Below are 14,521 nucleotides of genomic sequence, written 5' to 3' on the forward strand. Positions count from 1 at the left end.
ATGCTACTCGCTTTATTTTGTCGTTGTAGGATTCAGTAAAACGGGTTTGCCAAAACCAATTTGTTCCAATTTATTCAATTGTGTGGCGGCATCACCTACAATGAGGTAAATCATTTTATTGGAATTTAAGTACAAGTCTGAGAATTGTTTCAACTCATCCATGCTAATATTTTTTACGATGTTTTCTTGTTGTTTGGCGTAATCATCAGCGTAATTGTAATTGCTGATATCGTACAACATTTCAAGTTTTGACGACAAGGTTTCAAAAGCTCTTGCGTTACTTTTGATGAGGTATCCTTTGGTTACTTCTAAATCATTTTCATTAAAGTTTTTGCCGTAGTTGCTCACGATATCTTTGATAAGCTGCACGGCCTCAAAAGTTACGTTGGAGCGCACACCACTCGCAATGGTAAACGGACCTTTGTTGGCGCTGCCACTAAACGACGAGCTGATGCCGTACGTATATCCTTTGCCTTCGCGCAATTCTTGTGTAAGTTGCGATGCAAATCCGCCGCCACCCAAGCGGTAATTTAAAATTTGAGCTGGGTAAAAATCAGCGTCAGTGGCCGCTAAAGCAGGATACCCAATTCGAATAACCGATTGTTTTGCGCCTGCAACGTCATAAAAATAGATTTTCGAAGCGGTAATTTCTTTAGGTGTTGCTACCGCAGGAATACTAACATTTTTTGGCTCCCATTTTTTGTTTAAATCAGTGAGTGCGGCTAGTGCATCGTTCGTAGCAATCGCGCCTACAATGTGTAATTGCGCTAAAGTAGGAGTGGCATTTTGGGAGTAATAATTTTTTACGTCCTCTAGCGTGATACTTTTTACACTACTTTCAGTTCCTACACGATTGTTGGCCAAAACCGAATTGGCGCCATAAATTAATTTTTTGTACTCATTTCTGGCAATGCTGTTTGGGTCGGCTTTTTGTTGTAAAATTTGACTCAAAGTACTTTGTTTGATAAGTTCGAATTCGGCTGCATCCCATCTTGGTTGCAATATAATTTCAGAGACCAAGGCCATTGTTGCGTTGTAGTTTTTGGCTAAACTCGTTCCTGAAATCAGTATCGACTCGTCAGTGGCAGTAGCACGAATGGTAGCTCCAAGACTTTCAATCGCATTTTCAAGCTGTTCTGGAGTTTTGTTTTTGGTTCCTTTAGTCATTAAATCGGCCAAAATACTAGCTACGCCAGTTTTATTTTTAGCTTCTAATAATATGCCGCCTTTTAACTGCAATTGAAATTGTACAAGTGGTACTTCTTCGTTGGCAATACCAAAAACTTTCAACCCAGATGATAATTGATTTTTCCAAACGCTTGGCAAAATCACATCAGGACTTGCGCCGTAAGGTGGCTCAATGCTGCGATCAAATTTTGATGGCGTTTTTTTATAAGTAGCGGCTATGCTGGCATCAAATGCTTCTTCTTTTCCTTCTATAATTTTTTCTTCGACTACATCTGCCAAAATAGATCCGTCAAGAATCAGGTTTTTTTGTCCTTTTGGAACAAAGCTAGTGGCTACAAAATTTTTGCCTTTTACATATTTTTGGTACACGCGCATCACATCTTCTCGCGTTACGGCTAAAATATTTTTTACATCTTGGTTGATGTATTCTGGCGTTCCTGCAAATATTTCATATTGCGCTAACTGAAAACCTTTTCCTAAAACACTCGATAAAGTGGTGTAAAATGCGGTTTCTTGGCCTGCTTTGATACGGTCTAAGTCTTGTTGGGATATGCCTTCGACTTCAAAATTTTTGAAAGCTTCTTCAATTCCTGCATGTACTAAGTTGAGGTTGGTTTGGTCAAAAGCAGTAACGGTGAGCATGTACTGGCCCGCTATTTCTGAATTGTATTGAAAAACATCAACGCCATCAGTTAGTTTTTTTTGCTCGACTAACGTTTTATACAAAGGTGCTTTTTTGCCTTTTGATAAATAACTAGCTAAAACCTCTAGGGCATAACTATCTGGATGGTATTCGTAAACAGAAGGCCAAGTCAAGGTAAGTTGCGGTAGTTTGGCAAAATTATCTTCATAAAATAGTTTTTTGGTAGTAGCTAGTGTAACGGCTTGTTTTTCCATTTTTGGGATCGCTTCACCGCGCTTGATTTCGCCAAAATATTTTTCGACCCAAATTTTAGTTTGTGCCACATCAAAGTCGCCCGAAATAGTCAACGTTACATTGTTGGGTACATACCAACGGTTGTAAAATGCTTTTACATCCTCAAGTGTGGCGTTTTGCAAATCTTCAAGTGAACCAATAACTTCCCAGCTGTACGGGTGAGATGCTGGATAAAGATTTTTTGATATTACTGAAAAATTGTGTCCGTAAGGTCGGTTGTCATAGCTTTGACGTTTTTCGTTTTTTACGACTTGTTTTTCTTTTGCCAAAACTGGTTCCGTAACTGTATTGATAAAAAAACCGAGTTTATCTGCCTCGGCCCAAATCATTTTTTCGAGAGCATCTTTCGGAACGGTTTGAAAATAATTTGTTCTGTCGCGACTGGTTGAGCCATTAGCGCCTTCGCCACCAATGCGAGCACTCATTTTATCCAATCCTCCTTTTCCTAAATTTTCAGATTCCAAAAAAAGCAAATGTTCAAACAAATGGGCAAATCCGGTACGGCCTGCTTTTTCTCTCGCTGATCCAACGTGACTTGTGAGCGCAACGGCTACAACAGGATCGGAGCGGTCAACGTGTAAAATAACCTGTAAGCCGTTAGGAAGTGTAAATTTTTCAAACTCGACTTTAAATTCGGAGGATTTTTGATTTTGAGCAAAACTGCTACCGCTACCAAAGATTAGGCAAGCTGCAAGCAAGAAGTAAAATGATCTCATGGATTTGATTTTGGTTGTTTTTGAGTAGCTAAAAGTACGTATAAATCTATAATTTTAGACAAGGCTCTAATGAAAAACTAAAGGTTAGAATTTATTTAGTGGTAGAGGCAATTAATTTTTTAAGCAAAACAATTTGTCCCAAATGATAGTAGCTATGCTCGATAACACCTTCAATATTTCGCAAAAAGCTTCCATATTTTGCATCTATAAAATTTTCATCAAATACAGTATCATTAAATTGAGCGACCGCTGCTGCAAAATCTTCGGCATTATTCAGGAAGTTAGCAATTCTTTGATTCCAATCTTCAGCAGAAGTTACTGGAGTATCGTCATAACTAAATTGATCTCTAATGGTGAGTTGACCGGTCTTGAAAGCGCTCAAAAGTCCCTCTAAATAATAATTGATGTGAAAAGTCAGGTTGCCAATGGTATTCAAATTTCTAATTTTGAAATTGGCTTCTTCCCAGCTTGTTTGTTTCAATTGGTCTTGATAATTGGTGTTGGCAATCCAAGTTCCGTTTAAAAAAACTTCGCGAAGGCGGTTTGAAAGGTATTGATTTCGTTCCATGTCAAATAAATTTTAATGATGTTAAAATGAAAAAAGTGGTTGGTTTTATAAAATTGCCTTTCGCCATTTATACAAAACCAAACGTCTACGATCGTCTATGTCATTTACTCTAATTTCGGTTACATCTTCTATTTTGAATAATGAAGTTCCCAAATCCTCACCGTTTTTGGCAATGCAACGCAAGATAAAATCTTCTTCAGAATAGGAGTGAACAAAGCCTGTGAAATATTCATTTCCGTTGATTTCGTAACTAGCAATTTGATCTGCTGCCGCAAACAATTGCGAAATGGCTTGGTGCTGCCAATAATCTGATAGCTGTAAATTAAGGTTAAACAGAGAGGGCTGATCAATGATATTGGAGTATTCGATTAAACATTCCATTACCTTAGTGTAATCATCGTTAAAGTCGACACTTTTAATATTTCCCACTTTGATAAAAATAATACCATCTGCTTTTCCAAATCTTGTAAAATGACGAAACCCGATATATTCCTCACTAATTTCAGTAATGTAGCCTACTAACGAACCTTTGTCGCTGTTGTATTGCCAAATAGAAATTATTTCTTTCGTATCTCTGGATCGTTCGAATATGGATTGCATGATGGTTCCGCTCATAGTTTTGGTTTATTTTTGGTTGCTATTTTTTTAAAATTTTTGAGTTTGATAGGTGTTTTTTGAGAGCATCAATTAGCGACAAAAGCATTGCTATACAAGCTTTGACTTAAAATTTGCTCTTGTTCTAAATTATGAGTTACGAGCCATTTCAAGAACGATTCAACACGTTCTGGTTTCATGAAGCCCATTTTGTTTTCTTCTCCAAAATAGGGTATCGTTGCTTCAAGTGCTTGCGTAAGATCAATTGCAGCTCTATCTTCTTCAGTGACGAATTGTCTCAAAATTGCAATTGCTTTTTCTTTATGCTGCGAAGCAAATAAATAACCACGTTGGGTTGCTTTTACAAATGTTTCGCAAAGTTCGGCTTGGTCGTCAATGGTTTTTTGTGTAGTAATTACTACCGGCGAATATCCATAAGGAATGTCAAAGTCTTTCATCGACCAACATTCTAGAGCAATGTTTTTGTTCTTTGCCTCGAAACCTTCCCAATTATTGAAAATCCAAGTTGCATCTGCTTGTGTGGATAATAAGGTATTCCAAATTCCTAATTTCGCGGGATAAGAAATCTCAAAATCACCTGCTCCACCATCGTTTTTTACGAGTTCTTGCACAATTTTGTCTTCGTATCGGGCTTGGTAGGATGCGTAAATTTTGCCATCTAATTGACGCGGACTTGTCATTTTTGAGCTTGATAAAGAGGCTATGCTGCTTAAATCTTCTTGCAACAAAGCATAAATAGCGCGGGCCTCTACTTTGTTGGCTTTGTTGTTTAAACTAATTACGGTTTCAAATGGCGCTAGTACAAAGGTAGCGAGCTCCAATTCGAGTTTCTTGCCCGGTGTGAGTTGGTAATTATCGGTTAGCGGACTGACTATTTCTAAATCTATTCCTAATTCTGTGTAATATCCTAATTTTTTTGCGACTAAAATCCCTATGTGGTTTACGTTGGGAGTCCAATCTAAGGCAAGTGTGATTGTTTTCATGAAGGTAAAGATGGTGTCAGTTTATTTCATTTTCTCTGTCAAAAAAGAACTTTCAAATATAATAATTTACTTTCAAATAATTGTGGTTGGAGTTTGTTTCATCAATGGTTTTTGATTGACTTTGAAAAGCTTAAAATTTGAATTTTTTTGATACATTTTATTGTTTAACTGAAAAGTCTGAAGGGAAGATTTGTATTGATTTTTAAAAGTAATTTGTGACAAAATTGAAAAAGAAGTCCTAAATTCGTTATTCAAAATTTAAAAATATACCCGTAATGGATACTATCGATAGCTTAGAAGAAGCCTTGCAGTTTTCACCCAACAATATTCCCTTGAGGTTGTTGCTTGCCAACACTTTAGCGAAAAAAATCCGTTTTTCAGAGGCAGAGGCTCATTATTTGGCCATTTTGAACTTGGATTCTAGTCATATTGAGGCAAAATTAGGTTTGTCGTCTGTCTATTTTCAGCAAGCGGCTTACTCCAAAAGTATCGTTATTTTAGAAGATGTTTTGCGCATGCAGCCTTCAAATGTGAGTGCCTTGCTTTTGTACACACGCGTTTTGGTTCAAGAAAACTCAATTGTAGAAGCTATTGAGAGCTATCAAAAAATACTAGTGATACAACCTCAATTCCAAGATGAGGAGTTAGATGCTATTTTAAAAAGAAGTACTTTAACTGAGGCAAAACCATTCAGCAACAATGATGAAGATGCTAACGAAGCAATCGAAAAAGCTTTTATAACGACCAAACCTTCTATCAATTTTGAACATGTGGGCGGTATGGAAGAAGTGAAAAAGGAAATCGAAATGAAAATTATCCATCCTTTGAATTTTGCTGATTTGTACAAATCGTATGGTAAAAAAACGGGTGGAGGTATTTTATTATACGGTCCTCCGGGTTGCGGAAAAACCTTTATCGCTAAAGCTACCGCTGGTCAAATTAATGCTAATTTTATTACCGTTGGGTTGAATGATATTTTGGATATGTGGGTAGGTAATAGTGAGAAAAATTTGCATGAAGTTTTTGAATATGCCCGTCGCAACACGCCTTGTGTTTTATTTTTTGATGAGATCGATGCCCTTGGCGCCAGCCGAAATGATATGAAACACTCTAGTAGCAAAGTATTGATCAATCAATTTTTGCAAGAGTTAGATGGGGTTGATACCTCCAATGATGGCGTGCTAATTTTGGGAGCAACCAACGCGCCTTGGCATTTGGATAATGCATTTAGACGTCCAGGCCGATTTGATCGTATTATTTTTGTACCTCCACCTGATGATGCTGCCAAAGAATCAATTTTGGAAATTAAATTGAAAGATAAACCACTGCAACAAATCGATTATAAAAAGGTAGTGAAGTCTCTTACTGATTTTTCAGGGGCTGACATTGGTGCTGTAATTGATATTGCCATCGAAAAAAAGTTGGAAGTTGCATTTAAAACTGGAATTCCGGAACCGTTAGGGAATCAGGATTTAATTGAATCATCAAAAAAACACAAACCAAGTACCAAAGAGTGGTTTCAAACGGCGAAGAATTTTGCTTTATACGCCAACGAGTCGGGATTGTATGATCCTATTTTACAGTTTTTAAAAATAAAAAAATAATACCGATGACGGATGTAATAATGGAAAGGGCCTACGTTCTTTTTCAACAAAAGCGATATGCCGAAGCAGAGAAAAGGATACTTGAAGTTTTGGCAATTGAGCCGGGCAATATACAATGTTTACTGATGTTGGCCGAAATTAAAATTGATAGTGATCGCATTGAAGAAGCGCTTTTAATAGTAAATGATGCCATTGGTTTGGATCCTGATTTTGACCCGTTATACCATACCAAAGCACGCATTTTATTGGAAAAAGGTCAGCCAGATGCTGCTTTGAAAGTTTTAAACGAAGCCTTGATTTTAGATCCTTATGAACCGGATTATTACGCGCTTCAGGGTTTTATACTGAATACCAAGAAAGATTTTACAGCTGCACTAGAAGCAGCAAATCAAGCACTCGCAATTGATGCCTCGCATATTTTAGGACTCAATGTTCGCAGTACGGCCTTGCTAAAACTCAACCGAAAAGAAGATTCATTCGCTACGATAGAAGAAGCTTTAGAACAAGATCCAAACAATGCCAATACGCATGCTAATTATGGCTGGGGTTTGCTTGAAAAAGGCCAAAATGACAAGGCTCTGGTCCATTTTAGAGAATCACTTAAAAATAATCCTAACTCCGAATACGCACAAGCGGGAATGGCAGAGGCGCTTAAAGCCAAATACATTTTGTACCGTTGGTTTTTGCGTTATAGTTTTTGGATGCAAAACATGACCTCTAAAAATCAGTGGGTTTTTATCATAGGTTTCTATTTATCTACAAAAGGGTTGCGCGCTTTGGCAAATACGAACGAAGTTTTGGATACTTATTTGTCACCAATAATTGTATTGTTAGCCATCTTTGCTTTCTCAACTTGGGTGATTGCACCTTTGAGTAATTTGTTATTTCGCTTAAATCCGTTTGGCAAACATTTGCTTACTAGCACAGAAATAAAATGTGCCAATTGGGTAGGCGGTAGTTTGCTCTTGTTGCTAATTGGTTTAGGCGTCTTGTTTGTAAACATGAATTTGGGTACCGTTTTTGTCGCTTTCGGTTTTTCGATGATGCTGCCGTTAGGCAAGTTGTATGCAAAACCAAGACTATTTTTTACAAGTTATGCCATTGGTTTAGCCCTTTTAGGTTTCGCCTCAATTGCAGTCGTAGTTGCTACAAACGAGCTTTATTCTATTTTTAGTACTATTTATATCATAGCTTTTATTGCTTTTCAATGGTTGTCTAATTTTTTTATTATGAGAAATAACTAATTTGGTTGGGATAAAATTGGTAAAGTAAATAGTGAAAGTTGCTTAAATCTTTACGCATTATAAGTTTTGTCGAACTTTGCTAACAAAACAGAATCTAATTCGTAATTTTGAAAAAAAATAAATTTTCTTGAAAACAGAGCATAATATAAACAGGATTCAATACTTATTGTCATTATATAATATGACGAGGGAAGATCTGTTGTCTTCTGTGAATGAGGGTTTTAAAAAGAAAATAGAAATAAGTGATATTTATTCTGAAGAAATTAGTTTAAATGTGTTGAAAAGAATAGATAAAATTTTCAATAAGGGTTTAAATTTTTATTTAGACCCAAAAGACATTGAGGTAAATAAAGAAGCAAGTATTTTTTTTAGAAAAAACCATTTCAATTCGGATTTAAATATTGGTGCAAAAAAAATAGTCAATCATTTTGAAGAATTAAAATTAAATCTTTCGACAATATCTAAACTATCTGATTTAAGTTTTGAAAGAAAAATTGAAATATACAAAACATCGGATTCCCCATTAAAAGTTGCAAATGAATTAAGAGGCAAATTGTACCCTGAATTCACATTAAATTCACGTGATTTTTTAAAAGGTTTTATTGGGAAACTTGGAGCAAATAATGTTTTTGTTTTTGAATTTATAGAAACTTGGAACAAAAAAGAAAAGGCAAATATTGATGGTTTTTTTCTTCAACCAAATTTTATTGTCTTGAAAAGACAGCAAAAATCTTTTAAGAGAGAAATTTTCACTCTAGCTCATGAACTTGGACATTATTTACTAAATAAAGAGGAAGTTGAACAGGTAACAACTTTAAATATTGCAAGTGAAAACTTGAGTAAAATTGAAAGATGGTGTAATGATTTTGCATATTATTTCTTGATTAATAATTATGAAAAATTCATTAACGAAATAAAATTTGCAAATTCGCAAAATGATTATTATTTACAGCAAATTAAAGATATTTCTAAGTTCACGCATTTAAGCAAACTATCACTTTATACTCGATTATTATACGAAAACAAAATTTCAAAATCTTCATACAATAATATAAGCGAAGATTTTGACAATCAATATCAATTTCGCATTGCAGAAGAAAACAGGAAAAAGGAATTAGATAAATTAAATGGTATCAAGATGGGGGGAGCTGTTCCTAAACCCATTAATTCTCCATTATTTGTCTCAACGATTCAGACTGCTTATTATGAAGGTGTTATAAATGAATACGAAGTATGTAAAAGATTAAATATTAAGTTAGAAAAATTAGAAACGTACTTATGAAAATAGTTATTGATACAAACTCACTATTATCATTAGTTCGATACTATTTACCTTTTGATAATGAAAACCATTTAATTGATTTTTTCAAATTGAAAATAGCAATTGGAGATATTGTAATAATTGATAAAGTCTATCAACAATGTCAATTTCAAGCAAAAGGTTTGATTTTAAACAAGTTGTTATTTTTAAAAGAAAAAGATTTTTTAAAAGAATCGAAACAACCATTTAAAACTTCTGACTTATTAATTCCCAATCCAAAAAAATTCTTTCACTTGTTGGATAATAATTTTGTGAATTCCATTGTCAAAAAACAAAAGCAAATTTCTGATGCTGAATTTGAAGTTGAAAAAGAACGCTTTTTAGAAGATGCAGATATGAAACTCGTAATCGCTTCTTTGAATTTTATTCAAAAAGGTGAAGAAGTATTATTAATTACTGAAGAAACCAGCTCTAGTAACGACAATAAACTTTTTAATAAAATTCCACTAATCTGTTATGAACTCAAAATAACGACTAAAACACTACCTGAATTAATAAGTATGTTTAACGATGAAATAAAATTAAGTATCGTAAAATGAGACCTTCGAATTACGGCATCAAAAACGGATGTGGAGAATGGGCTTAGTTTAGTAATGAACCTGTTGTATTTCTTAAATTGGTGATTTTTCTAATGAAGAGACCAATTGACAACTTTAATAAAATTAAAAACATGAAAATAAATCCAAAAATCGGAATTGACAAGCTCATTTTCGGAATGAAACAAACTGATGTAACGGCAGTCTACGGAAAACCGGATCGCAATTACAAAGACGAAGACAATAATGTTATTTTTGCTTATAACAAGCTAAAAATGCGTTTGACATTTTACGTTGAAGAGGATTTAAAATTAGGATATATTGTAGCTTCAAGTCCGGAATTGCTTCTTTTTGGAAATAAAATAATCAACAAAAAGATCAGTGATGTAAAAAAAGATCTTACTGCAAAATCAATTACCAAGTTCACTCAGGAAGAATTTGATACTTTTGAAAATTATTTCAATGAAGAAAATTGGATGATTTTTCAAACTGAATTTGATGAAGTGGTTAAGTTTGAAATTGGTGCCATTATCAATCAAAAAGATGAATTTGACTGGAAGTTTGGTAAAAAGTAATCTTATTAAAATAGTTTAAAAAAGTGAAACCCGCTTTAGCAATGTTAAAGCGGGTTTTTTATGATTTTAATTAAAGATTTACTCTTGTTTTTCGCGCATTTCTAATTCAAAGATAAGCATTGTATTTGGCGGAATCACGCCACCTGCGCCACGTTCGCCATAAGCAAGGTTAGAAGGAATAAAAACAACTGCTTTGTCACCATAGCCCATATTTTCAAGCCCTTCAATAAAACCAGGAATCATTCCGTCTTTTTTACCTGCCTCGAATGGAAAAGGGCGGTAACCGTTTTGAGCAGCGCGATTAGCATCGTATTTTCCAAACGTTTTGTTCACTTCTTCCATGCTGCTATCAAATAAATTTCCATCTTCAAAAAAGCCAGCGTAATGAAAGTAAAAGGTTGTTCCAGCTGCTGGTTTAACTCCAGTTCCTTTTTGAGTTATAGCATACATTAATCCAGTCGGAGTTGTGGTAGCAGTAGTTTTTAAATTGGCAAAATAGGATTTTTTATTTCCAATTACAGCACCGTATTTCTCATTATAAGCTTTTTTAGATTGTTCTAAAAACGCCATTTGTTTTGCTTTTGCTTCAGCATTGGCGGCATCTTGCTTTTTTTGATCTTCCGCTTTATTTTTAAAATAATCAGAGAAAACTTTTGGAGCATCAAATTTTTCTGCCAAAGGTCCTTTGCGAGTGATGGTAACTTTTGTGATTACGTCGTTTCCAACAATAGCGTTGACAATTGGCATTCCTTCAGTAACATAACCAAAAACGGTGTGTTTTCCATCTAACCAAGGCGTGTCTTTGTGAGTGATAAAGAATTGACTTCCATTAGTAGCTGGACCTGAGTTAGCCATAGACAATGTTCCTGCTTTATTGTGTTTTAAATCAGTAATTTCATCTTTGAAAGAGTACCCTGGACCACCTGATCCGTTTCCAGATGGGTCTCCACCTTGAATCATAAAATCATTTATAACACGGTGAAATTTTAAACCATCATAAAACGGTTTTCCTTTTAAACTTTCAACAGTAACATAAGGATGCTTTCCTTCAGCAAGAGCAATAAAATTGGCAACAGTAACGGGTGCTTTTTTAAAAGCGAGTTCCAATACAATATCACCTTTGTTAGTTGCAATGGTAGCATAAATAGCATCTGCTATTGCAGGTTTAACGGTTTGTTTTGCCACAGGTTTAGCGGCTACTTTTGGAGTAACTTTTGCTTTTGCGGCAGCAGTGGTTACAGGTTTTTTGGCAGTAACAGGTTTTTTAACCGATTGTGCTTGAAGGCTTACGATTCCAAAAAGAAATACAAGAAGCAATTTAATTTTCATAGTGTTCATGGTTCGTGTTAATATTATTGTGGCATTTTTTCTAAAAGTTCAATTTCGAAGATGATGTTCGCATTTGGCGGAATAACACCACCAGCGCCAGCAGCTCCATATCCTAAACGCGAAGGGATAAAAATTATAGCTTTGTCGCCAAATGATAACTGTTCAATTCCTTCGATAAAACCAGCAATCAATCCTTCTTTTTGTCCAGCAGTAAACGGAATTGGTTGGTATCCGTTTTGCGCAGCTCTATTTTCGTCGTATTTTCCAAAAGTTTTAGCTACGTTGTCAATGCTTGTATCAAACAATTCACCATCTTCAAGGAAGCCTGCATAGTGAATAAAAACGCTTGCACCATTCGCAGGTTTTTTACCTCCGCTTTTACGTGTAATGTTATATTTTAGTCCGCTTGGTGTTATGGTTGCTTTGCTTTTTAGTGTTGCAAATTCAGCTAATTTAGCTTCGCGAACAACTTTGTATTTCTCGTTATAAATGCGTTTACTCTCTGCGTCAAGAGCTGCTTTTTTCTTCTGGTTTTCCGATTCGACAGCAAAATAATCTGTAAAAACTTTTACTGCGTTGAATTTTTTAGCTTTTTCACCGTTGCGAATTATAGTAACCGTTTTGATAAAGTCATCTTGCTGAATTGTATTGACTAAGTCCATTCCTTTTTCTACAACATGCCCAAAAATCGTGTGTTTGCCATCCAACCAAGGCGTTGCCAAATGGGTGATGAAAAACTGACTGCTATTAGTGGCAGGACCGTTATTGGCCATTGCTAAAACACCACCTTTGTCAAAACGTAAATCTGAAAATTCATCTTTGAATTTATACCCAGTATCTCCTGAACCTGTTCCCAACGGATCGCCGGTTTGAATCATAAAATCAGCGATTACACGGTGAAATTTCAATCCATCAAAAAAGGGTTTATTCTTTAAATTTTCATTGGTTACAAAGTCATTTTTTCCTTCGGCAAGAGCCACATAATTGGCTACAGTTATTGGTGCTTTTTCGAAATCTAATTGAACAATAATTTCGCCTTTGTTGGTGTCAATTTTAGCATACAATCCGTCTGGTAAATTGTTGTGATCTTCTTTACACGAATATAAACTCGCAATAGCTACTAAGGCAATTAAAATCTTTTTTTTCATTGTTGTAATTCTGTTTTAGTTTAAGCTGTCGGTAGCAAGTTTAGCACCAACTTTGATTTTTTTTGTTTTTTTTGTTGTTATTAGACTATCATTAGAACCAGTTGTTGGACTTGATAACATTAATTTGTATTTGCTCTCCGTTAAAAAATCGCGTAAAACAACTGTGCAAATGATAGGTTGATTGGTTCCAATTTTTTTGCTGTCGCCGCGATATCCGTAGGCCATATTTGAGGGGAAAAGGAAATTAACTTTTTCGTTTTTACGCATGAGTTTGATTCCATCGCGTAATCCCATCATGATATTTTGTTTGTCGACATAATAGGTTTGAGGAGCCAATTCGCTCTGGCTATAAATTACAGTTCCGGCTAAATCCTTTATTTCGTAATCAAATAAAGCAACATCTCCCTTTATTGGTGTGAGGGTATCAGTTGTATTTCGAGCCTCGTAACTGTACCAATAGCCTTTTTTGGATGCGAGATAAACAATGTTGGGATTGTTTTTGATTACGTTTTGAATTTGTAATTCTTCAGTAGCTACCAATTTTTTGTTCCTCAAAATTGATTTTTTCATAAAACTACCTGAAGAATGCGATATTGGTCTACGTGCATCTTGCGACTGCTTGCAGCTGCTTATGAGCAATAACATAATAATTACGAGGGCAATATGCTTGCTATTTTTCATAGAATTAGATGCTTAATTGGGTTAGTAAGGCTTCAAATTTTTGTTGCGTTTCTTGTAAGGATAGGTCTGATTTTCCACCAGCTGCATTGCGATGTCCGCCACCGTTAAAGTGATCACGAGCAAATTGGTTTACATCAAAATCACCTTGAGAACGAAACGATATTTTGATAATGTTTTCATCTTTATTTTCAATAAAAATTGCTGCGAAGTCAATGCCCTTGATGCTTAATCCGTAATTTACAATTCCTTCGGTATCACCTTTTATATAATTAAACTCGTCTAATTCTTGCTGGCTCAACGTTATGTAAGCTGTTTTATATTGCGGATGAATTATCATGTTTTGCAATGCTCTACCTAATAGTTGTAATCTTCCGTATGAACTGTTATCGAATAGTAAACTAGGAATAGCTGTATTGTCAACCCCTAAATCAATTAAGTCAGCAACAATTCGGTGTGTAGTTCCTGTTGTTTTCGGAAAACGAAATGAACCAGAATCGGTTAAAATACCTGTGTAGATGCAGGTTCCAATGGTCGTGTCAATATCTTCTTTTTTTCCTAAATAGGATATAAAATGATATAGCATTTCGCAAGTAGAGCCATAGGCTGTATCGCTATAAGTTACCGTTGCATAATCGTCAGGTTTTTGGTGGTGATCAATCATTACAAATGGAGCGGTGAGCGTTTGTAATACTTGTTCCATTTCGCCTGTGCGATGAAAAGCGTTAAAATCGAGTGTGAAAATTAAGTCTGCTTCTTGTAAAATAGCCGTACAATTGATTTTGTCTTTTTCGTAGATTTTGATAGTATCTGAACCCGGCATCCATGTTAAAAAATCAGGGAATTCGTTTGGTGAAATAACAGTGGGTTGGTGATTGTTTTTGAGTAGAAAGTGATACAATCCGAGGGTTGAACCCATAGCATCGCCGTCAGGGCCACGGTGCGGAATGATTGCAATTTTTTTTGGACTAGCCAATAGCGACTCTATCGCTTGTATATCTTGTGTATTCATAGTTTGCGAAATTACATTTTTTTGCGCTACTATTGAAATCATTTATACAATTAACAAAGTTTTTGAA

Annotated in this window: 13 protein-coding genes; 5 read left to right on the plus strand and 8 right to left on the minus strand. The window is 35.2% G+C overall.

Annotated elements, in window-relative coordinates:
- Positions 1–12: 12 nt before the first annotated feature.
- From L1S34_RS09925 to L1S34_RS09940, 4 genes are all read right to left on the minus strand, one after another.
- On the minus strand, positions 13–2,841 hold the full coding sequence (locus L1S34_RS09925) for a M16 family metallopeptidase (RefSeq protein WP_236363893.1): 2,829 nt from the start codon (positions 2,839–2,841) through the stop codon (positions 13–15).
- Positions 2,842–2,932: 91 nt separating this feature from the next.
- Complete coding sequence (locus L1S34_RS09930) at positions 2,933–3,409, minus strand: DinB family protein (protein ID WP_236363894.1); 477 nt, start codon at positions 3,407–3,409, stop codon at positions 2,933–2,935.
- Positions 3,410–3,454: 45 nt separating this feature from the next.
- On the minus strand, positions 3,455–4,024 hold the full coding sequence (locus tag L1S34_RS09935; protein ID WP_236363895.1) for a hypothetical protein: 570 nt from the start codon (positions 4,022–4,024) through the stop codon (positions 3,455–3,457).
- 68 nt (positions 4,025–4,092) lie between these two features.
- Positions 4,093–5,007: an ABC transporter substrate-binding protein gene (locus tag L1S34_RS09940; protein ID WP_236363896.1), complete on the minus strand. Its 915-nt coding sequence runs from the start codon at positions 5,005–5,007 to the stop codon at positions 4,093–4,095.
- A 275-nt stretch (positions 5,008–5,282) separates the two neighbouring features.
- Here L1S34_RS09940 and L1S34_RS09945 point away from each other — a divergent pair, with 275 nt between their 5' ends.
- From L1S34_RS09945 to L1S34_RS09965, 5 genes are all read left to right on the plus strand, one after another.
- Entirely contained in the window at positions 5,283–6,611 is a 1,329-nt protein-coding gene (locus L1S34_RS09945) for an ATP-binding protein (protein WP_236363897.1), read from the plus strand.
- A 5-nt stretch (positions 6,612–6,616) separates the two neighbouring features.
- The gene (locus L1S34_RS09950; protein ID WP_236363898.1) at positions 6,617–7,855 is read left to right on the plus strand and encodes a tetratricopeptide repeat protein; all 1,239 of its coding nucleotides are present in this window, start codon (positions 6,617–6,619) and stop codon (positions 7,853–7,855) included.
- 127 nt (positions 7,856–7,982) lie between these two features.
- Positions 7,983–9,137 (plus strand): ImmA/IrrE family metallo-endopeptidase, encoded by a 1,155-nt coding sequence (locus L1S34_RS09955; RefSeq protein WP_236363899.1) that lies wholly within the window; start codon positions 7,983–7,985, stop codon positions 9,135–9,137.
- Complete coding sequence (locus L1S34_RS09960) at positions 9,134–9,715, plus strand: DUF4411 family protein (RefSeq protein ID WP_236363900.1); 582 nt, start codon at positions 9,134–9,136, stop codon at positions 9,713–9,715. The genes L1S34_RS09955 and L1S34_RS09960 overlap by 4 nt, the downstream gene beginning before the upstream one ends.
- Positions 9,716–9,846: 131 nt before the next feature.
- Positions 9,847–10,287 (plus strand): hypothetical protein, encoded by a 441-nt coding sequence (locus tag L1S34_RS09965; protein WP_236363901.1) that lies wholly within the window; start codon positions 9,847–9,849, stop codon positions 10,285–10,287.
- Between the two features lie 78 nt (positions 10,288–10,365).
- Here L1S34_RS09965 and L1S34_RS09970 read toward each other — a convergent pair whose 3' ends face one another.
- The 4 genes from L1S34_RS09970 to L1S34_RS09985 are packed head-to-tail and all read right to left on the minus strand — an operon-like array spanning position 10,366 to position 14,454.
- Complete coding sequence (locus L1S34_RS09970) at positions 10,366–11,616, minus strand: peptidylprolyl isomerase (RefSeq protein WP_236363902.1); 1,251 nt, start codon at positions 11,614–11,616, stop codon at positions 10,366–10,368.
- A 23-nt stretch (positions 11,617–11,639) separates the two neighbouring features.
- Positions 11,640–12,764, minus strand: a complete 1,125-nt coding sequence (locus L1S34_RS09975; protein WP_236363903.1) for a peptidylprolyl isomerase — start codon at positions 12,762–12,764, stop codon at positions 11,640–11,642.
- 15 nt (positions 12,765–12,779) lie between these two features.
- Positions 12,780–13,445, minus strand: coding sequence for a gliding motility-associated peptidyl-prolyl isomerase GldI (gene gldI, locus L1S34_RS09980; RefSeq protein WP_236363904.1), 666 nt, complete (start codon positions 13,443–13,445; stop codon positions 12,780–12,782).
- Positions 13,446–13,449: 4 nt separating this feature from the next.
- Positions 13,450–14,454 (minus strand): DHH family phosphoesterase, encoded by a 1,005-nt coding sequence (locus L1S34_RS09985; RefSeq protein WP_236363905.1) that lies wholly within the window; start codon positions 14,452–14,454, stop codon positions 13,450–13,452.
- Positions 14,455–14,521 lie beyond the last annotated feature (67 nt).

It is taken from the genome of Flavobacterium sp. K77 (genome assembly GCF_021608205.1).
In the GTDB taxonomy this organism is placed as follows: domain Bacteria; phylum Bacteroidota; class Bacteroidia; order Flavobacteriales; family Flavobacteriaceae; genus Flavobacterium; species Flavobacterium turcicum.